The sequence below is a fragment of the Lysobacter yananisis genome (assembly GCF_031199375.1).
Lineage (GTDB): Bacteria > Pseudomonadota > Gammaproteobacteria > Xanthomonadales > Xanthomonadaceae > Lysobacter > Lysobacter yananisis.
Genome location: NZ_CP133568.1, coordinates 2,594,263 through 2,619,849 on the forward strand (window position 1 = coordinate 2,594,263; position 25,587 = coordinate 2,619,849).

At 69.9% G+C, this 25,587-nt stretch carries 20 protein-coding genes and 1 pseudogene; 12 read left to right on the forward strand and 9 right to left on the reverse strand.

The annotated features are described in order from the left end of the window. Window positions 1–7 precede the first annotated feature (7 nt). Genes RDV84_RS10940 through RDV84_RS10950 form a run of 3 tightly spaced genes read left to right on the forward strand, consistent with a single transcriptional unit; the run spans window position 8 to window position 2,300 of the window. Entirely contained in the window at window positions 8–763 is a 756-nt protein-coding gene (locus RDV84_RS10940; RefSeq protein ID WP_309153432.1) for a hypothetical protein, read from the forward strand. Beyond that, window positions 760–1,467: an SDR family NAD(P)-dependent oxidoreductase gene (locus tag RDV84_RS10945; protein WP_309153433.1), complete on the forward strand. Its 708-nt coding sequence runs from the start codon at window positions 760–762 to the stop codon at window positions 1,465–1,467. The genes RDV84_RS10940 and RDV84_RS10945 overlap by 4 nt, the downstream gene beginning before the upstream one ends. Continuing rightward, window positions 1,464–2,300 (forward strand): sulfotransferase family protein, encoded by an 837-nt coding sequence (locus RDV84_RS10950; protein ID WP_309153434.1) that lies wholly within the window; start codon window positions 1,464–1,466, stop codon window positions 2,298–2,300. Before RDV84_RS10945 ends, RDV84_RS10950 begins: the two co-directional genes overlap by 4 nt. Before the next feature lie 53 nt (window positions 2,301–2,353). Here the strand turns inward: RDV84_RS10950 and RDV84_RS10955 are convergent, their stop codons facing one another. The 3 genes from RDV84_RS10955 to RDV84_RS10965 form a co-directional block, all read right to left on the reverse strand. Continuing rightward, entirely contained in the window at window positions 2,354–2,920 is a 567-nt protein-coding gene (locus tag RDV84_RS10955) for a hypothetical protein (RefSeq protein ID WP_057949051.1), read from the reverse strand. 2 nt (window positions 2,921–2,922) lie between these two features. Then, window positions 2,923–4,686: a S8 family serine peptidase gene (locus RDV84_RS10960; protein ID WP_057949050.1), complete on the reverse strand. Its 1,764-nt coding sequence runs from the start codon at window positions 4,684–4,686 to the stop codon at window positions 2,923–2,925. 142 nt (window positions 4,687–4,828) lie between these two features. Further along, window positions 4,829–5,365 (reverse strand): fimbrial protein, encoded by a 537-nt coding sequence (locus RDV84_RS10965; protein ID WP_057949049.1) that lies wholly within the window; start codon window positions 5,363–5,365, stop codon window positions 4,829–4,831. 191 nt (window positions 5,366–5,556) lie between these two features. Between RDV84_RS10965 and RDV84_RS10970 the strand changes: the two genes are divergently transcribed. Next, a complete protein-coding gene (locus tag RDV84_RS10970) occupies window positions 5,557–6,198 on the forward strand; it encodes a hypothetical protein (protein ID WP_309153435.1) in 642 nt (213 codons plus the stop codon). A 383-nt stretch (window positions 6,199–6,581) separates the two neighbouring features. After that, window positions 6,582–7,646, forward strand: coding sequence for an Lnb N-terminal periplasmic domain-containing protein (locus RDV84_RS10975; RefSeq protein ID WP_425606412.1), 1,065 nt, complete (start codon window positions 6,582–6,584; stop codon window positions 7,644–7,646). Between the two features lie 9 nt (window positions 7,647–7,655). On the opposite strand, the gene RDV84_RS10980 is transcribed toward RDV84_RS10975, so the two are convergent. Together RDV84_RS10980 and RDV84_RS10985 are read right to left on the reverse strand one after the other, a co-directional pair. Next, window positions 7,656–10,484: a type 2 lanthipeptide synthetase LanM family protein gene (locus tag RDV84_RS10980; protein WP_309153437.1), complete on the reverse strand. Its 2,829-nt coding sequence runs from the start codon at window positions 10,482–10,484 to the stop codon at window positions 7,656–7,658. A 106-nt stretch (window positions 10,485–10,590) separates the two neighbouring features. Then, window positions 10,591–10,788, reverse strand: coding sequence for a DUF6229 family protein (locus RDV84_RS10985; protein WP_057949046.1), 198 nt, complete (start codon window positions 10,786–10,788; stop codon window positions 10,591–10,593). A gap of 342 nt (window positions 10,789–11,130) precedes the next feature. Between RDV84_RS10985 and RDV84_RS10990 the strand changes: the two genes are divergently transcribed. The 6 genes and pseudogenes from RDV84_RS10990 (at window position 11,131) to RDV84_RS11015 (ending at window position 18,468) form a co-directional block, all read left to right on the forward strand. Beyond that, window positions 11,131–11,379, forward strand: a complete 249-nt coding sequence (locus RDV84_RS10990; RefSeq protein ID WP_309153438.1) for a hypothetical protein — start codon at window positions 11,131–11,133, stop codon at window positions 11,377–11,379. A gap of 184 nt (window positions 11,380–11,563) precedes the next feature. Next, window positions 11,564–12,349: a signal peptidase I gene (gene lepB / locus RDV84_RS10995; RefSeq protein ID WP_057949044.1), complete on the forward strand. Its 786-nt coding sequence runs from the start codon at window positions 11,564–11,566 to the stop codon at window positions 12,347–12,349. 101 nt (window positions 12,350–12,450) lie between these two features. Continuing rightward, window positions 12,451–13,410: a DUF2268 domain-containing putative Zn-dependent protease gene (locus RDV84_RS11000; RefSeq protein ID WP_309153439.1), complete on the forward strand. Its 960-nt coding sequence runs from the start codon at window positions 12,451–12,453 to the stop codon at window positions 13,408–13,410. A 484-nt stretch (window positions 13,411–13,894) separates the two neighbouring features. Then, window positions 13,895–16,198: pseudogene (locus RDV84_RS11005) on the forward strand (TonB-dependent receptor); the annotation flags it as partial. Window positions 16,199–16,591: 393 nt separating this feature from the next. Next, window positions 16,592–17,758 carry a metallophosphoesterase gene (locus tag RDV84_RS11010; protein WP_309153440.1) on the forward strand — a complete coding sequence of 389 codons (1,167 nt, stop codon included), beginning with the start codon at window positions 16,592–16,594 and terminating at the stop codon, window positions 17,756–17,758. Between the two features lie 191 nt (window positions 17,759–17,949). Next, the gene (locus RDV84_RS11015; RefSeq protein WP_139381910.1) at window positions 17,950–18,468 is read left to right on the forward strand and encodes a hypothetical protein; all 519 of its coding nucleotides are present in this window, start codon (window positions 17,950–17,952) and stop codon (window positions 18,466–18,468) included. Window positions 18,469–18,563: 95 nt separating this feature from the next. Here the strand turns inward: RDV84_RS11015 and RDV84_RS11020 are convergent, their stop codons facing one another. Then, the gene (locus RDV84_RS11020) at window positions 18,564–18,992 is read right to left on the reverse strand and encodes an OsmC family protein (RefSeq protein WP_309153441.1); all 429 of its coding nucleotides are present in this window, start codon (window positions 18,990–18,992) and stop codon (window positions 18,564–18,566) included. Between the two features lie 711 nt (window positions 18,993–19,703). Between RDV84_RS11020 and RDV84_RS11025 the strand changes: the two genes are divergently transcribed. Continuing rightward, window positions 19,704–20,171 (forward strand): hypothetical protein, encoded by a 468-nt coding sequence (locus tag RDV84_RS11025; protein WP_078997166.1) that lies wholly within the window; start codon window positions 19,704–19,706, stop codon window positions 20,169–20,171. A 204-nt stretch (window positions 20,172–20,375) separates the two neighbouring features. Here RDV84_RS11025 and RDV84_RS11030 read toward each other — a convergent pair whose 3' ends face one another. From RDV84_RS11030 to RDV84_RS11040, 3 genes are all read right to left on the reverse strand, one after another. Beyond that, window positions 20,376–22,484: an NHL repeat-containing protein gene (locus tag RDV84_RS11030; RefSeq protein WP_309153442.1), complete on the reverse strand. Its 2,109-nt coding sequence runs from the start codon at window positions 22,482–22,484 to the stop codon at window positions 20,376–20,378. Between the two features lie 136 nt (window positions 22,485–22,620). Next, window positions 22,621–23,523 carry a class A beta-lactamase gene (gene bla, locus RDV84_RS11035; protein WP_309153443.1) on the reverse strand — a complete coding sequence of 301 codons (903 nt, stop codon included), beginning with the start codon at window positions 23,521–23,523 and terminating at the stop codon, window positions 22,621–22,623. 300 nt (window positions 23,524–23,823) lie between these two features. Further along, on the reverse strand, window positions 23,824–25,383 hold the full coding sequence (locus RDV84_RS11040) for an MFS transporter (protein WP_309153444.1): 1,560 nt from the start codon (window positions 25,381–25,383) through the stop codon (window positions 23,824–23,826). Window positions 25,384–25,587: the final 204 nt, after the last annotated feature.

Sequence of the window (25,587 nt, forward strand, 5' to 3'; positions counted from 1 at the left end):
CGACCGCATGCTGATCACTCCGGATTTCGTCTTCATCCACATGCCCAAGACGGGCGGCACCTTCATCGTCAGGATGCTGCAGAAGGTTTACGGCGACGCGGCCGTGGAAACCGGCCGCAAGCACGCCACTTGCGACGAGATCCCCGAGGCCGAGCGCGGCAAGCCGATCGTGTCGGTGATGCGCTCGCCGTTCGACCGCTACGTGTCGCAGTACCACTACGGCTGGTGGCGTACGCAGCCGCAGGAGTACTGCGATCCCGCCACGATCCGCGCGGACTTCCCGCGCTATCCGGACGTCGGCTTCGCCGACTTCGTGAAGATCGCCAATCGGTTCTTCGTCAACGTCCACCGCGGTGTCGCCACCGGCTACGAAACGCCGCATTTGCCGCCGGCGCTGACGCCGGGCTGGCACACCGAGCAGTTCGTGCGCTTCTACTGCCGCGACTCCCGCCAGGCCTTCGCCGGCCTCACCGAACAAGCGCTGCAACGCGGCCGCGCGGAACCGTACGAATATCCGGTCGAGTTTCTGAAGACGGAAACCTTGAACGACGGCCTGGCCGACCTGCTCGCCCGCTTCGGGGTCGGTGCCGCGCAGGCGGAGGCGGTACGCATGCATGAACGGGTGCTGCCCGAACAGGCGCACGAGACCCGCGAGCGCGCCGATGCCGACGACTACTTCGACGAAGCGCTGCGCGATTTCGTCCTGCGCAAGGAAAGTTTCCTTTTCAATCGTTTCCCCGAGTACCGGGCGGTGACCGCATGACCGACGCCAACGACGACACCCGCATCGCCCTGGTCACCGGCGGCAATCGCGGCATCGGCCTGGCCGTGTGCGAAGGCTTCGCGCGGCGCGGCGTCCGGGTGTACATGGGCTGCCGCGACCTCGACGAAGGGCGCGCGGCGATCAAGCGTCGCGGGCTCGCCGGCGTCGAGCCGATCCGGCTGGATGTGTGCAGCGAAGCGTCGATGGCCGCGGCGGTCGGCGCCATCGCCGAGGCGCACGGCCACCTCGATCTGCTCGTCAACAACGCCGGCATGTCCGTAGGCGTGCGCGACAAGCCCAGCGATGAGAGCCTGGCGCAGGCCCGGGCGACCTTCGACGTCAATTTCTTCGGTCCCTGGCGCCTGAGCCAGCTCGCGCTGCCGCTGATGCGCGGCCGGCCGCAGGCCCACATCATCAACGTCTCCAGCGGACACGGCAGTTCCACCCGGATCGAAGGCAACAACCTGGGCTATCGCAGTTCCAAGTCGGCATTGAACGTGCTGACTCAGGCGATGGCGGCGGAACTCGCCGACAGCGGCATCCGCGTCAACTGCATGACTCCCGGCTGGGTGCGCACGAAACTGGGCGGCATCGCCGCGCCGCGCTCGCCCGAGGAAGGCGCCGACACGATCCTGTGGCTGGCGCTCGACGGCGGCGGCGAGACCGGACGGTTCTACAAGGACAAGGCGCTGTTCCCGTGGTGAACTCGCCCAATCTGTTCGTCGTCGGCGCGCCGCGCTGCGGAACGACCTCGCTGTTCGCCGCGTTGAAGCAGCACCCGGACGTGTACGCCTCGGTGCTGAAGGAGCCGCATTTCCACGCGCCGGACCTGCCCGCGCAGCCGCATACGGTGTCCGATCCCGACGACTATGCGCGGCTGTTCGCCGCGGCCGGCGATCAGCGGATTCGCGCGGAAGCCTCGGTCTGGTACTTGTACAGCCGCGAAGCGCCGGTGCGGATCGCGCGGCACCATCCGGACGCGCGCATCGTGGTGCTGCTGCGCAACCCCGCGGACATGGCGATCAGCCTGTACGAGTTGTACCTGCGCACCGGCAACGAAGCCGAGACCGATCCGGAATCGGCCTTGTTGCGCGCCGGGCAGACCCGCTTCGCCACGAGCTATTTCCCGTTCGGCCTGCATTACCTGCAGCTGATGGACTTCGCCACGCCGCTGGCGCGCTGGCGCGCATGCTTCCCCGGCGAGCGCATGCGCGTGGTGCTGTTCGACGAGTTCTATCGCGCGCCGGAAGCCGGCTTCCGCGACCTCGCGCAGTGGCTGGGGATCGACCCCGAGACCGCGGTCAGTTTCGACGCCCGGCGCGCGCGCGAGGCCGTGCGCATGACGGCGATGAAGCAGTTGCGCGAGCTGCCGGACCACCTGCGCCGCAAGCTCAATCCCGACGCCTCGCGCCTGCACTCCGGCAAGGCGTCGATGGCGATTCCGGCGACGCTGCGCGCGCGCTTGCGCGAGCATGCCCGCGAAGTCAACGCCGGCTTCGCGGCGGCCGCCGCGCGGCCGTGGCCGCAGGCCTGGTAGCGGCCGGCGGTCGCCCCCGCCGGAACAGCGTCCGGCGGGGGCGGGCAACGCGGTCAGTAGAGAACGAATTCCTCGCGGATCAGGCGCGGCGAGGCGCTCTTGACGCCGGCGATGGCGGACAGCTTCTGCATCGCCTGCAACGCCTGCGCGACGCTGGCGTACTCGATCACGCCGTTGCCGCCGAGCGCGGAGGAGTACTTCAGCTTTCCGCCGGTGTCGCGCACCGCCTCGTTCAGCGCGCCGATGTGGCTGACATAGACGTCCAGCGACGAGGTCACCACGACCGGCACGCCGCTGTCGGACATCGCCACGGCCATGCGCGCATCGCCGCCGGTGGCGACGGCGGCGGCCGACTTCGCCGCTCCCAGTTTGACGGTGTACTTGCCGATCGCCGGCTGCTGGCGCGCATTGGTCTTGCCGATGGCCGGGGTCGCCTGGGCCTTGGCGGCGGACGGTTCGAGCACGGCATCGGGCACGACGCGAAAGCGCATCTGGCCGATGGTGAACGATTCGCCGGTGGCCGATTGCTGCAGGGCCTTGGCCGTCGGCATGGTCTGGGCGATGGCCGGCGCGGCCAGCATCGCGCCCAACAACGACAGATAGAGAATGGAGTTCTTCATGATCAATGCCCCAGAACGCGGATTTTGAAGGATTGGAGCGCGCCCTTGGAGGCCGCGTCGGCGAGCGGAACGTCCGCGACCTCCAGGGTCCAGACCCCTTGGCCCGGCTCGTCGAGGAAGGCGTTGCTGGCGATGAACGGGATCGAATAGCCCGGCGAGAACAGATCGCCGGAGCCGTAGCTCATGGCCGGCATCACATGGCTGCGCGTGCCGCTCGGCGAGATCAGCACGAACTGCAAGGGCAGCGGCGCGCCGCTGGTGATGGCGTAGTCGGTCGTCCAACCCAGCTGGATGCTCTCCACCTTGCGCACCGCGCTGGCGATGGAAATCTTCAGCGTCGCCGGCGCCGCGGGCGAGCCGATGGCCGGCGCGCTGGCCGGCTGCACCTGCTGCCAGCCGCTGTCGACGAGCGCGGGCAGCGGCTTGAACGTCCCCGCCCTGGTCACCGCGGCGGTCGCATCCACCAGACCGTAGCCGTACCAGTTGCTGAAGGGGCGTCCGGCCGCATTGGTGACCCAGCCGGGCACCAGCAAGGTCCCGTTGGGATGCTTGACCGCGGGCTGGCCCGGATCGACCTTGCGCGCGGTGGCCGCCAGGATGTACTTCACATCGCGGAAGCTCAGCTTGGGATTGGCCTGCAGCACCAGCGCGGTCACGCCGGCGACGGTCGGCGAGGCGGCCGAGGTGCCGTTCATCATGCCGGTGTAGTTGCAGCTGTCGTCGATGGTCGACTGCGCCGAATCCAGGTCGTTGACCCGTTCCAGGTTCCACGCGTTCTTCGGCAAGTAGTTGTTGAAGCCCTTCGCGCAGCCGGTCAGGTCGGTGGTGACGATGGCCGGATCGACGCGGGTCGCGCCGGCGACGTTGGAGTACTTGCGCTGATGGCCGTACTCGCCGCCGAGCCCGGACACCCACAGCGCGGCGCCGGGCGACGAGTAGCTGGAGCGCTTGCCGGCCGCATTGACCGCGGCCACGGTGATCACGTTGAACAGGTTGTTGCGCTGGTCCAGGCCGGTCTGGCTGCAGCCGACGTTGTAATCGATGACGTCCTGGCCGCACAGGTTGAACCCGAAGAAGGGCACGCTGGCGTAGCCGTTGCCCGCGGCCTTGACGTAGACCGTGCCCAATCCGTTGCGGGTGGCCGACATCGGACGCTCGTACGCCGCGACCTGGTCCTGGGTGAGGCCGAGCACGAACGCCGGCGAGCCGCCCCAGCTGTTGTTGGACACGGCCACGTCCTTGGATTCGGCGCCGTCCCACCACGAGTAGACGATCTTGTCCTCCGACAGGCCGCCGGATTCGCCGAAGCCGTTGAAGCTCTTGAGCCTCGCCGCCGGCGCCACGCCGCGCACGCCGATGCCGTTCCAGCCGACCGCGCCGATGATGCCGGCCACGGCGGTGCCGTGCGAGCCGCCGGGACTGGTCGGGGTCGGATCGTGCAGCGGGCGGCCGGGATCGAAGTTCCTGGAACCGTTCGGGACCATGTTGGCCGCGAGGTCCGGATGGGCGATTTCCACGCCTTCGTCGAGCACCCCGACGACCACGCCCTTGCCGCGGACGTTGTAGTCGTGCAGGTCGTCGATGCCCAGGTCGACCGCGAACGCCGGCTTGGAATCGCCGAGCACGCTCTGGCCGTAATTCATCAGATGCCACTGGTAGCGATACAGCGGATCGCCCTGCTGCGCCTGCGCCTGCGCGGCGCCGCTGCAGGCGATGGCCAGCAAGGCCAGGCTCAGCGTGGTTTTCTTATCGATAGGGTGTCGCATGCCGCCAACTCCTTGAAAATGTCATGAGAGATGTCGCGAACGCGCTGTGCCTTTCGCATCCGCGGCCTTCGCCGCGGACGCGCGGTCCGTGCGTGCGGATCGCTGGAACGGGTTCAGCCGCGGCGACGCATCGCCGGACGTGTCACTGGTAGATCATGGTGAAGGTGACGCTGCTGTTCGCCGAGCCGGCGCTGGCGGCGTCGGTGGCGTAGTACTGCGCGTAATAGCGCAGCGCGGCGCCGCCGGTCTCGACCGCGACCTGCTGGCTGTTCTGCAGCGCCAGCGGGTTGCCGAGCAGCACTTGCGAGAAGTCGGCGTTGAGCACCTGCAGCTCGACGTTGGCGGCGGTGCCGGTGCCGCCTTCCAGGGTCAGGTTGTTGTTGCTGGTGTTGATGGTCGGACCCGGCTCGAAGAAGGTCTGGACCAGCGTGGTGCTGGCGTCGCAATCGGCGACGCGGATGATGAAGGGCGTGCGGCCGGCGACTTCGCCGGCGGCCGACAGCGCCGATACCGCCACCGCGGGCAGCTTGACCCGGATGTCGGCCGGCGACGGCCCGTTGGTGAGCACGCAGGTCGGCGCGATCACCGAGCCTTCGAAGTGGATCGTACCGTCGTACGCCGACGCCGCCGAAGAGGCCGCCAGCAGCGCAACGCCTGCGAGCACAGGGAACAGTTTCATCGAATGATCTCCGTTTCCAACGAATATGAATGGCTTGCGCCTGAAGGAAGCCGCTTCCCCCTCGCTTAGAACGCGTTGCTTGGATGCTCCCCCCACCTCCGCTTTCGCCCGCGACAGCGGCCTGCGCATTTTTCGTTCCGCGCACTCACCCGCAGGCAACGTAACGTGCGCATACGAATTGATGATCAGGCATGGATTTTGCTCATCGTGGATGCGCGCCGGCCGACGGATTCATGGCGTCGGCGACCGGTGCCCGTGCACCGGGCGCGACAACGCCGATGCCTGCGGCGGTCGCGCGGCGCATGCGATCTCGCGGTGCAACATCGATGCGCATGCATCTGGAGAACTGCGAGGAAACACACAGTTCAAATACAACGCCCATCGCCTGCGCTCGGACACCGCGCGAAATATCGGGTATCGATACATCCGAGCGATTGCATCGGGTTGCGCTTCACGCATTGCGTCGGCAGCCCGGAGCGCCGAAGCCGGAAGCGGGCAGAACCGCTGGATGTCCGTTCCCGTCGTGCGGCCGCGAGCCGCAGGCTGCGCATTCGCCGGTGGGCGAGCGCGATTCCAGCGACATCACGTCATGGAGTAAACAGTTCATGCATCGAACGACGATGAAAGTAATGGCCGCCGCACTGTTCGCGATCGGTGTGGCGATCGGCGGCGTTGCCAGCGCGGAGCCCGTGCCGGGGCAGAGCTGCAGCCCCAACGGAAAATCGGAAACCGCCGTCCACGGCAATTGGCGCTACTACTACCGGTGTACGGGCAACAAGTGGATGCTGGAAAAGGTCTGCCCGATCGGCGGCGGCATCTGCTACGCGCCGTAACCGCTACGGCCGGCTGCGGCCGCAATGCGCATGAGTCCGTCCATCGGCGGTGCGCGGTGTACCCCTGACACCGTCCCTTTCGCCGATGAGGCCATGCGTTCTCGAAAGCGTCCCGCGTCTGCGCGGGGCGCTTTCGATCTCTGTCAGCCCGAACGCGCGCCGAGGCGATTCGCGCGGAAGGTCGCTTGCCGGACCTGCGCGAGGGGAACGCGAGGGGAACGAGAAACATCGCTCACATCGCCGCGCAAGATGCGGCCGGCCGAACGGCCGATACCGGACACCGGACACCGGACCGGCGCGGCATGCCGTCGGCTCGGCCGCCAGCGTAAAGTAGCGGACCGGATTCGCCCGCACGCAAGGAGTCGGCCATGCCCGCTGAAGATATCCCGCCGGCGCCCAGCGCGGGCAGGCGGTGGCTGCGCATCGCCGCGATGGGACTGGCGGCATTGGCGATTCTCGCGGTCGCGGCCTGGGGCGCGGGATTGATCGCGTTCCAGTTCCCGGGCGCGGCGCTGCTTCGCAACGGCCTCATCGTGTTGTGGTGCCTGCTCGGCGTGGCCGCCTGCGTGGCGCTGCCGTGGCGGCGCCGCGGCGCGGCGCGGCGGCCGGCGCTGATCGCGTTCGCGGCCGGCTTCGCCGCGTTGCTGGCCTGGTGGTCCGCGATCGCGCCCTCGCAGGACCGCGACTGGGCCGACGACGTCGCCCGCCAGTTCGATGCCCAGGTGCGCGGCGACCGGGTGGTGCTGCACAACGTGCGCAATTTCCAATGGCGCAGCGAAAGCGACTACACGCCGCGCTGGGAGACCCGCGAATACGATCTCTCGCGCCTGTCCTCGGCCGACCTGGTGCTGTCGTACTGGATGGGGCCGGACATCGCCCACACGCTGGTGTCGTTCGGCTTCGACGACGGCCAGCGGCTGGTGTTCTCGCTGGAGATCCGCAAGCAGCGCGGCGAAAGCTTCTCCGCGCTGGGCGGCTTCTTCCGCCGCTTCGAGCAGGTGTTGGTGGCCGCCGACGAACGCGACATCGTGCGCACCCGCAGCAACGCGCGCGGCGAAGACGTGTACCTGTATCGGCTGAACGTTCCGCCGCGGACGCTGCGGCCGATGTTCCTGGGCTTCCTCGCCAAGGCCGATGCGCTGCGGCGCGCGCCGTCCTTCTACAACACCCTAACCAGCAACTGCACCACGGTGGTATTCGAGATCGCCCGCCACGTCGTCCCGGACCTGCCGCTGGACTATCGCTTGCTGGCGGCCGGCCACTTCGCCGAATACGTCTACGACCAGGGCGGGCTGACGCCGGGATACAGCTACGCGCAATTGCACGAGCGCGGCTACGTCAATCCGCGCGCCCGTTCGATCCCGGCCGACGCCGCGGACGCGGGCGCTTACTCGCGCGCGATCCGGCGCGGCGTGCCGGGGATTGCGGCGGCCGAAACGGCGCCCTGAGGCCCGGCCTCAGCCGCACTCCAGCAGCAGCGGCGACATCGACCGGCCGTGCGGGTGCATGCCGGCGAGGCCGTGGATCGCGCCGGCCAGCCCGGTCATCAGGCCGGGAGTAAAGGCTTCGCGGGTCATGCCGCCGACCATGCCGTGATGCTCTTCCATCGCCGAGACGATCTGCGCGGTCGCGTCGGCGCCGTCGTCCGCCGGCATGTCCGGATCGAGCGCCGCGGCGCGGGCCAGCAGCTCCCACAGCGAGAAGTCGCCGTGGCAAAGCGTGTGCGAGAGCCCCCAATGACCGCGCGACGCGGCAACGGCGCGGCGCAGGTCGCGCAGATGCCGCGGCGCCGCGGTGCGCGCATAGAGATCGGCCGCGGCCAGGCCGATGCCGACGCTGCCGCCGCACCAGGTGTGGATGTCGGCGCGGCCGGAGGCGGGTTCGCGCCAGTTGCCCGCCGCTGCGTCGAACGCGCCGTCCTGGAACGCGAAGCCGGCCGCGGCCAGCGCGTTCCAGCGTTCGCGGTCCGCGGCGCTGCCGGCGCCGGCGAGCGTCAGGCGGGTCAGCGCCCAGGCGATGCCCGCCGCGCCGTGGGCGAAGCCGGCGACCGGCTCGGCGAACGCCGCCGCGGACCAGCGCGCGCCGCGCTCGTCGACGATGGCGGTCGCCTCCAGGTGCCGGCCCGCGCGCGCCGCCAGTTCCAGCCAGCGCGGATCGCCGCTGCGCTCGGCGAGCCCGAGCAGCGGCACGATCGCGCCGCTGCTGCCGTCGATGAGGTCGAGCGAGCGGTCGGCGTCGAAGCCTTCGGCCTCGAGCTTGCCGGCGTAGACGAGCGCGTGCTCGAGCAGGTCGGGGCGTTGCAGCAGATCGTGCAGCCGCAGCCACGACCAGATGCGGCTGCCGTAGCCGCTGAAGCCGCCGGCGCTGTCCAGGCGTTCGGCGGTCATCCGCGCGAGCACGCGCAGCGCGCCGTCGATGGCTTCCTCGACGCCGGCGACGGGATCGGCGCGGCCGTGCGCGACCTCGCGGCGGTAGCCGGCCAGCGCGACGGCGACGCCGCCGAGCCCGGAATAGATGTCCGACTGCAGCGGGTGCACGTGCCAGCCGGTGCTGCTCGCGCCCGGGGTGATCCAGGTCGCGGAGCGGTCCTCGCCGTACACCGCCAGGCCCAACAAGCGCTGGACCGCCTGCGCGGCCAGCGTGCGTCGGCGCGGTTCGAGGTCTTCGGCGTGCGGCCGGCGCGCGCCGTAGCGCGGCTGCCCGTCGTCCGGCGGCGCGTTCGCGGACGCGTTGGCGCGATGGTTCAGCTCGGTCACCACCAGCGCGCTGCGGATCGTCATTTCTTCCAGATCCACGCGCATAGCGCGCCAGCTGCCGAGCGCCGCATCGACCCGCTCAGGCGTCAGCGCGGAGGCGAATACCGGGATGTCGGCGTGCAGCAGGTCGTCGATTTCGCGGTCGATCTCGTGCATCGACGACGGCGCGGCGGGCATGACCGCGGCGTTGCGCACGAACAGGTCGCGGGCGCGCTCGACCGCCTTGGCTTGGTCGTGCAGCGACGCCGGATGCCAGAGCATGCGGCCGATCTCGAAGTAGGCCTTGGTGGCGCGGCGGATGTCGCGCACGCCGCAGCCGACGAATCCGCGCATGAGCGGCGCGAGCGCCGCTTGCGCGTCGAGTTCGCGCAGGCGCGCGCTGGTTTCCAGGAACGCGTCGCTGATGCCGTCCCAGTAGCGCGACAGCTCCGGCCGCGGGCTCGGGTGGTTCTGCGCCGGACTGACGTCGACGCTGATGATTTCCAGGTGCGCGTCGGTGGTGCCCTCGCGCGCGATCACCGGCGCCAGCACGCGCGGCTGCTCGCCGGGCAGGGCGCCGGCGGCGGACAGGTCGACCTTGTCGAAGCCGAGCGTCGGCGCGCGCGAAGGCACGATGCCGGTGCGCAGCACCGAGGTGCGGATCAACTCGCGCGCGAGGTCGTGTGCGTCGCCGTATCCCGACGGCGCCGTGCCGTGGGCCGACGCGAACAGGCTTTCGACGTCGACCACCACCGGCGTCGGACCGACGGCGATCAGGTTTTCCAGATGGATGTCGGTGCCGCCGAGCAGGCGCAGCACCGCTAGCCACTCGCCCAGGCCGCGGTAGAAACGGCGCAGTTCGTCGTCGCCGTCGCAATAGCGGTGGGCGACGTGCGCGGCCCAGCCGTAGTCGCCGCGGTCGATCACCGCGGGCACGCGGATGCGTTGCGGGTCGGACGGGAACAGGCGTTCGAGAAACCCGTCGAGCGCCGCGTCGATGCGCAGCGAACGCGGCTTGTACATGACCTGGCCGCCTTCGAACGACAGCCGCGCCACCGCTTGCCCGTGCGCGTGCAGATCGCCCAGGCCGAGCGAGATTCCGGTCAGCCGTCCGGCGGGGCGGCCGAACAGCGCCGCCAGCGATTCGCGGTCGCGCGCCAGGCGCCCGATCAAGGTCGCCGTTCCGCCGCATTGTTCGTCCAGCACCCGCGTCAGCCGCGCGCGCAGGTTCGGGTAGCGGCGGTCGAGGTGGCGGCCGAAGTCGTCGTGCCGGCAGCGGTCGACGAACCGCTCGAAACGCGCGGCATCGTCGCCGTCGCCGAGTTCGCCGGCGCTCTTGGCCGCATACAACTCCAGCAGCAGCACGCGGTTGAGCTTGAGGCGCGCGTTGCCGTGCAGCGCCTCGACCGCGGCGGCGTGGATGCGCGCGGCCTCTTCGCCGTCGATGGCCGGCGACAGCTGCGCCAGGGTCGCGGCGAGCCGCGCGCGCGCGGCGGCGCAGAAATGTTCGACGATCGGCGCGAAGCCGCCAGCGGAGCCTGCATCGGTCATCGTGTCGTCCATGAGCGGGAGCGCCCGCGCCGCGCCGGCGCGAGGGCCCGGGATTGCCGGGCGGCGCGCAGCCAGGCTCGGCTGCGCGCCGTTGTCGCGGAGAAACTCAGGCGCAGAAGCAGCAGGCGGCGCCGATGCAGGTGATCGCGGTGCGGGTCGAGAACATATTGGCTTCGTTCGGGGACGTCAGCGCGTCCTCGGTCGCCGCGGCGCCTTCGATGTACAGCGGGCCGGCGGGATTGCTGAGGCCGTCGACGCTGTCCGCGCCGTTGAGCCAGTCGGACACATGGTCGTCGTTTTGCATGTCGCCACTCCTTCGGTTGTGGTATCGGAAAAGCCCGGCGGACGGAGGCTGTCCAACACGCACACAGCGCTTCCTTGCCGGACATCGGTCTGCGACTTCCTTGAGCATCGCGGCGCTTTCGCGCGGTTGCGGACGCATCGTCCGATCCGGGAAAACGCCGCGTCCGCATCCTCGCGCAGGTCGAAAGCGTTTGTCCATAATTGGTGCGGCGCGGCAAGAAAACTTACAGTGCGTTCGCGCCGAAGCGGCGGGAAACTGTGATCGCGATACGCCCGCGCCACATCGTCATTGGCGACAACGGCCGCGAACCGCGCCGCAGCAATCGATCGATGAGGCAATCCCATGAGTGAAGTGTTCGTGCTGCAACATCTGTACCGCGCCTGCGACGGCGACGAAGAATCCAAGCTGCTCGGCGTCTACAGTTCGCGGCAGCTCGCGCATCGCGCCGCGCAGCGCTTCGGCCGGCAGCCTGGTTTCCGCGAATACGCTGAGATCGTGAGCGACGGCGACGGCGACGGTTTCTACATCCAGGCCTGTCGGCTGGATCAGGACTCGGACGGCGGCTGGAGCGAAGGCTTCGTGCGCGAATGAAACCGGCGCCGATGGCCGCCGCAGCGCGATTTTTGCGTGGCGCACGCGAGCCTGTACGAGGTCGCGCCGACCGTGACTTGTGGCAGGCGTCGCCCGGCGCGAACGGCGCACACTCGCCAGGGCGCCGACCGCCGCGCGCGGCGGCGGCAGGATGCCCGAGTCCAACGACACCATGGAGTAATCGATGCGCTGGTTCGAAATCGCGCTGGTTTCGCTCACTGCCTTCACCGGGCTGGTGTGGCTGCTCGACAAGCACTGGCTGGCCAGGCGCCGCGCCGCGCGCGCGGGCCTGCTCGACGAAGGCGAAGAGCCCTGGGTCGTGGATTACTCCAAGGCGTTCTTCCCGGTGCTGCTGGTGGTGCTGGTGCTGCGCAGCTTCGTCGCCGAGCCGTTCCGGATTCCGTCGAATTCGATGATGCCGACCCTGCTGACCGGCGATTTCGTGTTGACCAACAAGTTCGTCTACGGCCTGCGCCTGCCGATCAGCAACACCAAGGTGCTGCCGCTGGGCGCGCCCGAGCGCGGCGACGTGGTGGTGTTCCACTCGGTGCAGCGCGCCGACGTCAACCTGATCAAGCGCGTGGTCGGGCTGCCCGGCGACCGGGTCGAGTACCGCGACGGGCGGCTGACCATCAACGGCGCCGCGGTGGCGTACCAGCCTGTCGGCGTCTACACCGGCCACGGCAGCGGCGCGGAGGCGACCGGCGCGCAGGAACTGAGCGAAACGCTGGGCCGGCATGTCCATCGCGTGCTGCTGCGCCGCGACCTGCCGCAGCCGCTGCTCGCAGAAGGCGAGTGGACGGTGCCGGCGGGGCAGTACTTCGTCATGGGCGACAATCGCGACAACAGCGAGGACAGCCGCTATTGGGGCTTCCTGCCCGAACGCAATCTGGTCGGGCGCGCGTTCCTGGTGTGGCTCAATTTCGACGACGGGTTCGACTTCGAGCGGATCGGCACCTCGATTCCGTGAGCGCGCGACGCACCCCAAAGTCATGACTTGCGGCAGTGAGCGGGGCCGACGATCGGGCGCAGACTCGGCGCTGCCCGCGTTTTCCTCGCCCGAGTCCGCCCATGCGCAAACCGCCGTTCGCTTCGCCCACAGCCGGTTCCCGTCTTCGTCTGCGTCTCGTCGTGCTGGCCGCCTGGTTCGCCGTCGCCGCCGCGGCGAGCGCCGCCGAGCCCATGGTCGAGCCCGACATCCGTACCGACGACGTCGACCGCTTCTATGCGCTCTACGCCGCGACCGACGGCAAACCGGACGCGGCGCAACTGGATGAGTATCTCGCCCAAGGCACCGACAGCCTGAAGCAATTCGCCCAGTTGCGGCGGGTCACCGGCGAGCGCATCGCCGCGCAGATGGCGGCCGACCCGGCGATGTACCGCGACGCGCGCGAATGCATGAAGCTGCTGCCGCGAGTGAAGCGGCGGGTGGCGGCGTCGCTGCGCACGCTCGGCGAACTGTATCCGCGGTCGAAGTTTCCGCCGGTGGCGATCGTGGTCGGCCGCGGCAAGCCGGTCGGCATCACCAACCCGGCCGGCGTGACCATCGGGCTGGAGGCGCTGTGCGCCGCGGACTTCATGAACCCCGATCCCGAAGACCGCTTCGTGCGGGTGATCGCGCACGAATACGCGCACATCCAGCAGCCCGCCGCAGCCCAGGACCTGGAACCCGGCGACCCGCGCGCGAGCGTGTTGGGCATGTCGCTGACCGAGGGCGGCGCGGAGTTCGTCGCCGAGCTGATCGCCGGCGGCGTCGCCAACCCGGGGCTGGCGGTGCGCGTGCGCGGCCGCGAGCGGGACGTCGGCGAGGCGTTCCTGCGCGAACAGGACGACCGCGACTTCAGCCGCTGGATGTTCAATTACCGCAAGGGATCGGACGAGCCTTACGACCAGGGTTACTGGGTCGGCTACCGCATTGCCCGGGCCTACTACGAACGCGCCGCGGACAAGCGCGCGGCGTTGGCGCGGATACTGGAAATGCCCGACGCGAAGGCGTTCTTGCGCGAGAGCGGGTGGGTGCCGGGGGAGTAAGCGCGGGGAGCGGCGGAGGGCGCGCGTTCGAGGGCGCGGCGATTTGAGCGGAAAGCATCGGGCCTGAAGGCCCTCCCACGGTGATGCAAGGCATCGAGCCTGAAGGCCCTCCCAGGGACGCAGGGCATCGGGGCTGAAGGCCTCCCATAGCGACGCAAGGCATCGGGCCTGAAGCCGCTCCACGGCGCAGCCGTGGCGGAGGCGGCGAAGGCGCGGCTTTGCCGCATTTGCCCGCACGTCGCCATCGTTCGCGGCGATCGCGCCGCAGCGCGCACAGGGCCTGAAATTGGCGTGAAACACAGGTGACATACCTTGCCGCGGCGCGGAGAATACCGCCCCCGCTGCCGGCCCCGCGCCAGCCGGACGCATTCGCAGCCAGGCGCCACGAAAGGATCCCACCCCCATGTCCGTTGTTTCCGCCGCACGCCTGCCGCAGCGCAGTCGCGTCGCCGATCTCCATTCCCGTCGCCCGCTCGCGCGCAAGACCGCGCTGGCCAGCGCCGTCGCCAGCCTGCTGCTGCTCGGCGCCGCGCTGCCGGCCGCCGCGCAGCAGGCGGCGGAGGCCGACGCCCCGCCGGCGCGCGCCGCGGACGCCAACGCCACCCAGCTCGACGCCATCACCGTCACCGCCGAGCGCCGCGAGCAGAACCTGCAGGACGTGCCGGTCTCGGTCGGCGTGGTCCAGGGCGACGCGATGCGCGCCTTCACCGCCGGCGGCGACGACACCCTGCTGGCGCTGTCTGGCAAGGTCCCCAGCTTCTACGCCGAGACCACCACCGGCCGCATCTTCCCGCGCTTCTACATCCGCGGCCTGGGCAACATCGACTTCTACCTCGGCGCGTCGCAGCCGGTGTCGATCATCCAGGACGACGTCGTGCTCGAGCACGTCGTGCTCAAGTCCAACCCGGTGTTCGACGTCGACCAGGTCGAAGTGCTGCGCGGCCCGCAGGGCTCGCTGTTCGGCCGCAACACCACCGCCGGCATCGTCAAGTTCGACAGCATCAAGCCGAGCCAGGACTACTCCGGCCGCCTCAGCGCCAGCTACGGCAGCTACAACACCGTCTCGCTCGACGGCGGCGTCGGCGGCCCGATCAACGACGTGCTGTCGTTCCGCGTCTCGGCCCTGTACCAGCACCGCGACGACTGGGTCGACAACACCTACACGGGCGCCAGCGCCGACGGCACGGTGTCGCCGAAGAACGACGCGATGGGCGGCTACGACGACCGCAACCTGCGCGTGCAGTTCCTGCTCGAGCCGAGCGAGAACTTCTCGTTGCTGGCCTCGGCCCACGCCCGCGATTACGACGGCACCTCGACCCTGTTCCTGCGCAACGCGCTGCGCAAGGGCTCCAACGAAGTGTTCGGCGCGCGCGACAAGGTCGCCTACGACGAAGCCGGCGACAACCCGCAGGCCTACAAGACCTACGGCGGCTCGGTGAAGGCCACCTGGCGCTTCAACGAAATGTCGCTGACCTCGATCAGCGCCTACGAGACCACCTCCGGCTACAGCCGCGGTGACACCGACGGCGGCGCCGCGGCCGACTATCCGTTCAACGGCCAGCCCAACGGCTACGGCCAGTCGATGGGCCAGGTCCGCGACCTCGACCAGCTGACCCAGGAAATCCGCCTGGCCAGCGAGAGCGAGGCCGCGCTGCAGTGGCAGCTCGGCGCGTTCTACTTCGACGGCCGCGACACCACCGACTTCTACCAGCGCGCCTGGTTCCTCAGCGGCAACGCGCGCAACCCCAACAACTGGGTGCGCCTGCGCAACAGCAACACCTCGTGGGCCGCGTTCGGCCAGCTGAGCTACAAGTTCGGCGACAAGTTCACCGTCACCGCCGGCGTGCGCGAAACCCGCGACAGCAAGCGCACGCGCCTGCTCAAGACCGCCGACACCGTCGCCGGCGTGTCCACCTACAAGGGCCGCCGCGACGTGGAGATGGCCGACACCACGCCGAGCTGGGACCTCAGCGCGATGTACGAGATCACCCCGCAGGTCAGCGTCTACGGCCGCGTCGCCCGCGGGTTCCGCGGCCCGACCATCCAGGGCCGCTCGGCGGTGTTCAACGCCGACTTCACCACCGCCGACTCGGAAACCATCCTGTCGTGGGAAGCCGGCGTGAAGTCGAGCCTGTTCGACAACCGCCTGCGCCTGAACGCCGCCGCGTTCACCTACACCGTCGACGACATCCAGCTCAACGGCAACGACTCCAACGGCAACGGCGTGCTGTTCAACGCCGACAAGGCCCGCGCCTACGGCGTCGAAGCCGACCTGGACTGGCGCCCGATCCCGAACCTGTCGATCACCGCCGGCGCCAGCTGGCTGCACAGCGAGATCCAGGACAAGCGCGTCTACGCCCAGGTCTGCGGCCTCAACGGCCAGGTGGTGTGCACGGTCAACGATCCGACCATCAAGATCGGCTCCAACGTGTTCGCCCAGATCGACGGCAACCCGCTGCCGAACGCGCCCAAGTACAACCTCAGCCTCGGCGCGCGTTACGACATCCCGGTCAGCGACGCCGGCGCGTTCTTCGTCGCCACCGACTGGAACAAGCAGGGCTACACCAGCTTCGTGCTGTACGACTCCAAGGAGTTCAACTCGCGCGGCAATTTCGAGGGCGGCCTGCAGGTCGGCTACACCGGCGGTTACGGCGCCTACGAAGTGGCGCTGTTCGCGCGCAACATCACCAACGAGAAGAACCTCAAGGGCGTGATCGAGAACTACATGGCGGCGGTGTACAACGAGCCGCGCGTGGTCGGCGTGTCGCTGAACCTCAAGTGGCCGTGATCGCGCGCGCCGGCGTCGGCCGGCGGCTGCGATCCTGAGTTCGACCCGGACGGGGCTCTTCGGAGCCCCGTTTTTTTGGGGGCTGGGCGATAAAGAGCGAAGGCGAAGGCAAGGTCAAAATGGGTTCCGGCTTTCGCCGGAATGACGGGGTGGGGGTTTTGCCTCCACTTCATTGCCGAGGTGGAAATTTCGCCTCCACCTCCCGTCATTCCGGCGAAAGCCGGAACCCATTTTGACGTTGCTTTCGCTTTACCCAGCCCCGCAACCCACGTCCGAACCGCGGAACCCATCACCACCCCGCGCATCCCGCCACCCGCCGCAAACCCCGCCGCTTGCCCGCGCCTTACGCAAGCGCCAAGCTCCCCCGTCATCCGTCGAGCTTCGGGAGCCGCCTTGAACGCATTCGCCTTGCGCCCCTGGAGCCTGGGTCTGGCCCTGTACGCCGCATGCCTGGGCAGCGCCTTCGCCGCCACGCCGGCCGCCGCTGCGCCGCCGCCGCCCGCGGCCGAAGCCGCGTTCGACGACGGCCCCTATATCCGCTACGGCGACGGCGAACTCATCGCCCGCTGGGTCTGCGCCGGCAAAGTGCTCGAGCGCCGCTACCCGGCCGCGCGCTACCCCGCCGCGCGCTGGCCGGTGCGGGTGCCGCCGCGCTGCGGTTTCGAGCGGCCGATCCTGGTGCGCGCGCCGGCGCAGCCACCGGCCGATGCGGCGGACGCCGCGGCGGCGCGGATCGCGGCGCTGTCGGACGTGCACGGCCAGTACGACTTGCTGGTGCGGCTGCTGCAGGCACACGGCATCGTCGGCCGCGATCTGCGCTGGCGCTACGGCCGCGGCCATCTGGTCGTGGTCGGCGACGTGTTCGACCGCGGCCCCAAGGTCAACCAGGCGCTGTGGTTGCTGTATTCGCTGGAACAGCAGGCGCGCGAGGCCGGCGGCGGCGTGCACTACCTGATCGGCAACCACGAGGCGATGGCGCTCGGCGGCGACCTGCGCTACGTCAATCCCGGTTACCAACGCAGCGCCGCGGCGCTGGGCGAGACGTACCCGCAGCTGTACGGGCCCGACAGCGTGCTCGGCCAATGGCTGCGCACCCGCCCGGCCATCGCCCGGGTCGGCGGCCTGCTGTTCGTGCACGGCGGCATCTCGCCCGACTACCTCGCCGGCGACGGCGACATCGAGCGCGGCAACGCCCTCTACCGCGCCTCGCTCGGCACGCCCAAGGCGGTGTGGCAGGACGATCCGCGGTTGTCGCCGCTGTACAACGGCAAGACCAGCCCGATCTGGTACCGCGGCTATTTCACCGACCCCGCGCTGCAACGCGAGCAGGTCGATGCGATCGCGGCCCGGCTCGGCGTCTCGCGCATCGTCGTCGGCCACACCACCCACCACCACATCGCCAGTTATTTCGATGGCCGGGTGATCGGCGTGGACAGCGGGCTCAAGAACGGCGAGAGCGGCGAGATCCTGCTGGTCGAGGACGGCCGCTTCAGCCGCGGCGCGCTCGACGGCGGCCGGCTGCCGCTGCTGCCCGGCGAGCGCCTGCGCGACGAAGACTGAATGCGCTCGCGCGGCGGCCGTGCACCGCGCGCGTCGCGAGTGTGCGCGGCGTCGGGCCGCCGCGGCGAAGCCGATCGGAAGATGAGCGGACGGCCCGAAACTGCAATCTGCCGTTCGCATGCCTGCGTTATCCTCGCGCCGCTTGCGCCGGCGATGCCTCGCCGCGCATTCATACGACAGGAGCGGCAAGGATGAACATGCGCAAGTCGGGTCGGGTCGCGGCGATCGCGGCGTTGTGGGGCCTGGCGCTGGCCGGCGCGGCGTTGCCGGCAGCCGCGGCCGATTGGGTCCACAGCGGGCGCTACCAGTACTTCAGCGAAGGTCCGCTCGGCGGCAACGGCTCCAACGGTTGCCAGAGCGGCGCCACGCCGCTGGCCTCGGGCGATTGCATCGCCGACCCGGGTACCGGCTGGGCCGCCAACTTCAACGCGGCGATGGCGGCGGCCGACGCGGTCGAAGCCACCGGCGTGTGCGTGCTGGGCTACCAGTACCCGTCCTCGTGCCGTTTCGCCGGTTATGCCCTCAACGGCCAGGGCGTGTCGGCGAGCGAGAACTTCTACGCTCCCAACGACCTGCCGCGCCCCTGCGTCGCCGGCACCCACGCGGTGGCTTACGTGATCTTCCGCCGGGTGGTCGACGCCCAGGACGGCAGCGCCGACGACCGCGGCATCGAAAGCGACTACTCGGCCGACGAGTACCAGTGCCGCTGAGCGGGCGAGGGCGCGGCCGCGGGCCGGTCCTCGAACGCCATCGGGGCTGATCGCTCCCGCCTTCCAGCGCGGGCCCGCGCCGCGTCAGCCGCGGCTCACGCCTGCGCGTCGGCCGCCAGCGCAGTGGCGATGCGCACCTCGCCGCTCAGCACCTTGTGGATCGGGCAGGCGTTGGCGATCTGCAACAAACGCTCGCGCTGTTCTTCGCTGAGTTCGCCGCGCAGGACGATATGGCGTTCGATGTCGGTGCCGGCGGCGGGCTTGCCGGCGGGATTGAAGCGCAGCGTCACTTCCACCTGCGCCAGCGGCCACTGCTTGCGTTCGGCGTACATGCGCACGGTGATCGCGGTGCAGGCGCCCAGGCTCGACAGCAGCAGGCGCTCGGGCGAGGGTGCGCGGTCGCCGCCGCCGACTTCGGCCGGTTCGTCGGCCTGCCAGCGGTGCTCGCCGTCGTCGACGAAGCTGACCGCATAGGGTGCGGCTTCGCCGCGGGCGTGGACGGTGGGGACGGTCGAATCTGTCATGGCGGTTTCCTTCGGTCGGAGACGGCCGCTGCGGGGCGGCGAGAACGACAGTAAGGCCGCGGCGCGGGCGACGACAGGGGGCGCGGGCGCATGCAGCGTTTCATGCCGCGAACGCCGCGGCGTCGGCGGATGGGGTAGGCGTGGCTTAGCGGCGTTGTGGTGCGGCGCGGATCCGCGCCGTCGTTGCGGTAGAGCCGGAATCCTTTCGATGTTCGCCGGATCGATGTCCGGGCGAGCATGCGTGCGCACTTCGCAAGCATGCACGTAGCAAGCCTATCGCGATGACGCCCTGGGCTCCCGCTGTCGCGGGAACGACGTAGGTGGGGCGCCGCGTTCTTGCCCGCGCCATCTCGCTGAGTCGAAGTCCAAAGAGTTCAGCATCGCGCTTCGACCGAGTCGGGTCCTCGCCCTCGCGGGAACGACACGGGTGGACTCGCCGCATCCTCACCTACCGTCATCCCCGCGAACGCGCGGATCCAGATACTTCAGCGCCATGCTTCGGCGGATCTCCTGTTCCCGCCTCGCAGCTACGACGCCGCGCCGACTTTGCGTTTCCGGTCCGATCGCCGGTTTCCCGCGTGACCGCCTGTGCTTTTTTTCCGCCGCGCGGCCACAACCTGAAGCGTGGCCTTGCCTCCAGGTCGCGCTGGCCGGAGCCGGCATGCGATCATCCGGCGCAGCTAACGCAAGCCGTCACCAGAGCAGTAGGCAATGTTCGACCGCAGTCATCTGATCGCACACTGGCGCCAGGCGCCGCCGGCGCCCGCGGGCGCGCTGGACCTCGTGGAATTCGGCCCCGGCGATTTCTCCCAGCCGGCCTCGGGCCAGGCCATCGGCGTGGTCCGCGGCGAACGCGCGAAGTTCGCCGAACCGTTGCATTTCTGGATCGCCGCGCAGCGCGCCGGCGAACGCTTCGGCGCGCGCATCGACGGCGCCCAGGCGCATCCGGGCGAAATCCGCTACATCGAGGCCGCGCTGTGCCAACCGATCGATCGTGCGGTGTTCGCGCGCATCGTCGGCGAGTACGCGGCGATGCTGCGCGCGCCGCTGCCCGCGTTCGTGCGCGAGCCCGAAGGCTGGCGCCGCGGCCTGCGCATGTACCAGCAGTTCAACGACGTGGCGGCGCTGGTCGAGACCGACCGCCACTACTTCGTGTTCGCCTGGACCTTGTCGGGCTGAGCCGCGGGCGCGCCGCCGACGGCGCAGTGCCTGGCTGCGAATCGCGATCCGCACTCGCAGTCGGCAAACCAAGTCCCGTAGCCGCCCTTAAAACTTGCGACCCGCAAGCCATGGTCCACGCCCCAAGACATCGTCATTCCGGCGAAAGCCGGAACCCATCTTGATCCTGCTCTTGCGCTTACCGCACGCCCACCCGCAAACCGATCACTGCAACCGTATCGCCAGATCCCGCCGCCCCACCGCCTCGTTGCCGCTGTAGTCGCGCGCCACCACCCGCAAGGTGTAGTCGCCTGCGGCGAATTCGTTCGGCAGCCACAGCCCTTCGCTGACCCGCCCGCCGCGCACGGTGTTGCTGAGCACATAACGAAAGCGCGTCACCGCGCTGCCGTGCACGGTGATGCCGCTGCCCGGCGCGTAGATCGTCTGGGTCGCATCGTCCGGCGGCAAGCGGTCGAATTCGATGTTCATGCGCGGCGTCTCGTAGCCCGGCAACGGCTTGCCCTGCGCGTCGAGCCATTGATAGCCCACGGCATACAGTCCCAGCCGCCGCCGCGGCAGATTGTCGTCGACCTGGTCCCAGCCTTCGGCGACGAGCTGCAATCCCGACAGCGCGCGCGGCACGATCAAGCGGCCCTCGCGCTTGTCCTTCAGCGGCTGGCCGAGCGCATCGAGCAGTTCGATGCGCTCCAGCCGCGGCGGCACGTGGTCGGCGTAACCGACGAAGTTCAGCGCGATCGCGTTGCGCTCGAAGCCGCTCGGCCCCAGGCTCAGGTGCACGTGCGCCATCGGATTGATCGTGCCCAGTACGTCGCCGACGGCGAAGCGGGTGCCGCGGCGCAGGCGCATGCGTTCGAGCTTGCCGTCGTCGCCGTAGACCGGCTGGAAGCGGTCGGTGTCGAGCGGCTCGCCCTGCGCGGTGCGGCCCACGCGCATGTGGATGTAGGACAGCCGGCCGAGTTCGGCGCCTTCGCCGAGATTGCCGAAACCCCACGACGCCACCGGCGCGGACACCTTGGCATCGGCGATGGCCAGCACCTGCTGGCCGATGTCGCCGCGGATGTCGAGGCCGCCGTGCAGGTGGTGGCGGCTTTCGCCGTAGCCGTCGCCGCGCACCTCGCCGAGCGTGCCGACCACTTCGTGCCAGCCGTCCTGCGGCTTCAGCGGCCAGCGCCCCGCGGTGTCGGGCAGCGGATCGGCGTCGGCCGGGCCGACCGGCCCGTTGGCCGGCGGCGCCACCGCCGGCGCGGCCGGCGCGATGCGGTGCACGCGGTGGCCGTTGGCGTCGTTGAGGTACAGCGAGCCGTCGTCGGCCAGCGCCAGCCCGGCCGGGCGCGACAGGCGCTGGTCCTGGCTGTCGCCGCTGATCAGCGCCCAGTTGCCGTCGGGGCGGATCTGCAGCACGCCGCCGAGCGCCTGATCGGCGACGTAGAACCAACCGTCGTGGGTGATCGCCAGCGCCGCCGGCCGCACCAGCGGGCTTCGATTCGATTCGCCCGGCGCCAGCGCCAGGGTCGCGACATCGCCGTCGGGCTCGACCCTGCGCAGCGCCTTGTTGCGCGTATCGGCGACCCATAGCAGGCCGCGCGCATCCAGCGCCAGCGCGGTGGGCGTGTCGAACTGGGCGATCGCCGCCGCGCCGTCGGCGAAGCCGGGACGGCCGTTGCCGGCCAATGTGCTCACCGTGCCGTCGGGCTCGATCACGCGGATGCGGTCGTTGTAGGTGTCGGCGACGAACACCCGCCCGCGCCGGCTCACCGCCACGCCCATCGGCCCGTCGAACCGCGCCTGCGCACCGGGCCCGTCGCGATAGCCGGGCGTGCCGTCGCCGGCCAGCGTGCTGACCACGCCCTGCCGGGAAATCTTGCGGATCGCGTGATTGCCGGTGTCGGCCACGTACAGATTGCCGTCGCCGTCCAGCGCCAAGCCCGAGGGCGTATCGAACGCCGCGGACAAACCGGAGCCGTCGACGAAGCCTTCCTTGGAACCGGCGACCGTGGCCACGCGTCCGTCGGCGCCGACCATGCGGATGCGGTTGTTGTCGCCGGCATCGGCGATGTAGAGCGTGCCGTTGCCGGTGCGCACCAGACCGTAGGGATCGTCGAAGCGCGCTTGCGCCTTGGCGCCGTTGCGCAGCCCGCGCACGCCGTCGCCGGCGATCCATTCCACCTGCGAACTCCAGTCGAACGGCGTGGGCGGCGGCGGTGCCGGCTTGGGCGCGAGCAAGCCGCCGGGCTTGGGTTCGAACACGAAGGTCGCGGCGAGCGCGAGCGCGGTGACGCCGACGGCGAGCAGGATCCAGGGTTTGCGGGACATGCGGTTCCTCGGGGCGCGCGCCGCATCGCGGACGCGGCGCGCTCAAGCGCCCGATTCTATGTCAGCGCGTCTGGGTCGGTGCGCAGCATGTCCGCGCTGCGTCGCGTCGCGCCGCGCATCGCCGCCGCGCCGTCGCTCACGCCGTGCCGATCCAGTGCGCGGCCAGAGCGCGCGCGCAATCGGCGAGGATCGCGCTGCGCTGTTCGTCCTCGCCCCGGGCCTGGGTGAGGTAGGTGACGACGAACACCGGCTTGCGCCCGGTCGGCCAGACGATGGCGATGTCGTTGGTGGTGCCGTTGCCGCTGCCGGTCTTGTCGCCGATGCGCCAGTCTTTCGGCAGGCCCGCGCGCAGGCGCTTGTCGCCGGTCTTGTTGGCGATCAGCCAATCGGTTAGTTGCTTGCGCGAGGCCGCGCCGAGCGTGTCGCCGAGCAGCAGCGTGCGCATGCTGGCGAGCATCGCGTTGGGCGAAGTGGTGTCGCGCGGGTCGCCGGGGATCGCGGTGTTGAGTTCGGGCTCGTTGCGGTCCAGGCGCGTGACCGCGTCGCCGATGCCGCGCAGGAACCGGGTCAGCCCGGCCGGATTGCCGACCAGCGGCAGCAGCAGGTTGGCCGCGGGATTGTCGCTGAGGGTCATGGTCGCCTCGCACAGCTGGGCGACGCTGGCGTCGCCGCCGGCCTCGGCGATCGGCGCGGTGAACGGCGCATGCGGCAACAGCGCCGACTTGGGCACGGCGATGCGCTGCTGCAGGTCGAGATCGCCGCGGTCGACCTTATGCAACACCGCCGCCGACAGCAGGAACTTGAACGTGCTGCACATGGCGAAGCGTTCATCGCCGCGCAGATCGAAACGACGGCCGTCGCCGGTATCGAGCGCCGACACGCCGAGCCGGCCGCCGCTGCGCTTTTCCAGTTCCGCCAACTTCGCCCGCAGCGCCTCGTCGGCCGGCGCCGGCTTGAGCGCGGCGGCGCCGAAACTGGCGAACGCGCCGCCGGCGAGCAGGGCGGTGCCGGTGAACTGGAGGAAATCGCGTCGTTGCATGGGGGAACTCCGTCGGGGCGAGCCGCGATTATTCGCAGGCCCGGCGTGATGCCGCAAACGAGGATTTCTCGCGGGAGGCAAAAGAAATCCTTGCGGCATGGGGAGTTTGCCGAAGCGGGCCGATGACACGGTGAACCGTCGTCCGAATTGGGTTGCAGCGTTGTTCCAACGCAACGGCTGTAGGAGCTGCGCAAGCTGCGACCGCGACAACGCAACTGCGACGAACCTTTCGCCGCGCCCGGCAACCCCGCGGTCGCGGCTCGCGCCGCTCCTACAGGTAGCAATCGCGGCTGGCGCTGTTCAGTGCGCCCGCACGCCGGACGATGCCTGCGGCACCTCGCCGTCCGCGTGCGCCCGGCGCTGCTGCGCGAACAGCCGCCAACTGAATGCCGCCAGCACCAACACGCCGAACCCGCCGTACCACCACAGCCACGCGAACCCGTGCACTAGTGCCGCGTGCGCCACCACGCCCGCTTCGCCGCCCAACCCGAGCTTGTGCACGGCTTCGAGATCGCCGACCGCGATCCGAGCCGCCAGTGCGCGCAGTTGCCCGCCGCCGAGCGACGCGCCGACCGCGCCACGCAGGTGCGAGGCGATCCCGGCGATCAGGATCAAGCCCATCAACGCGATGTTGATCGCCAAGGTGATCAACCGCGCGCTCATGTCGATGCCAGACGCCATCCCGGTGCGCGAAGCCGGCACCGATCCGGTCGTGGTGTTGCTGACCAAGGTGTTGGTCAGCCCCAAGCCGATCCCCGACAACACCGCGCCCGGCAGCAAGGTTTTCCAACTCGCCGCCGCCGGCAGGCTGCCGGCGTACATCGCCAGGAAGCCGACGCCGATCAACGCCAGTCCCGCCGGAATCACCCGCCCCGCGCCATGGCGCTGGGCCCAGCGCTCGGCCAGCGGCGGCATCGCCAGGGTCGGCACGGTGTAGGCGAGCAGGGCGGTGCCGGCGCTGACCGCGTCGTAGCCGAGCGCGCTCTGGAAGTAGATCGGCAGGTAGATCATCAGCGGCCAGAAGCTGAAGTTCATCCCGATCGAGCCCATGATCGCGCCGGAAAACGCGCGGATGCGGAACACGCCGAACTCGAACATCGGATGCGGATGGCGCCGTTCGATCCGCACGAACGCGGCCAAGGCCGCCACCGCGGCGACCAACACGCCCAACAACATCGCATCGGCATAACCCGTCTCCGGCGCCTGAGTGATGTAGAACGTCAGCCCCAGCACCGCCAGTGACAGCGTCGCCAGCCCCGCCACGTCGAGCCGATGGCTGTGCGGCTCGCGCGATTCCTGCGCGCCGGCCATCACCATCGCCCAGGTCAGCGCCGCCAGCGGCGCGTGCACCAGGAACACCCACGGCCAGCTCGACAGCGCGACGATGCCGCCGCCGATGATCGGCCCGAAGCCCAGGCCGAAGCCGAACACGATGCCGAACACCGCGAACGCGCGGCTGCGCTCGCGGCCTTCGCGGAACTGGTGCGAGAGGATCGCGAACTGGCTGGTCAGCATCGCGCCGCCGGCCAGTCCCTGCAGGAAGCGCCCCGCGATCAGCACCGGCATGTTCGGCGCCAGCCCGCACAGCAGCGAGGTCAGGCCGAACGCGATCGTGCTGATCACGAACACCCGCCGCCGCCCGTAGCGGTCGGCGAAAGTGCCGGCGGCCATCAGCACCGTGGTGCAGGCCAGGGTGTAGGCGTTCATCACCCACTGCAGGTCGCGCAGGCTGCCGTGCAGCTGTTTTTCCAGGGTCGGCAGGATCACCGGCACGCTGGAGATCTCCAGGCCGAACATCAGCGCGGCCAGGCTGATCGCGCCGAGGGCGAGCGCGTTGCGTGTCGAGACGGACAAGGTCATTGGGGGCATCCGTTGAAAACGTCGGCGACGCGCGGGCGAGCGGACGCGCCGCGGGCCCGCGGGCTTCGCGTGTGGGGCAGGGTGGGGCGCAAGGGCGCGTCGGGGCCTCAGCCTCGCGCGGGGCTGCTGCCAGCGTCATGGCGGGGACGGCCGCGGCGGCCGGCCGCCGGAGCGCGGCGCAGCGTCCCGGCGGCGCAGCCATTG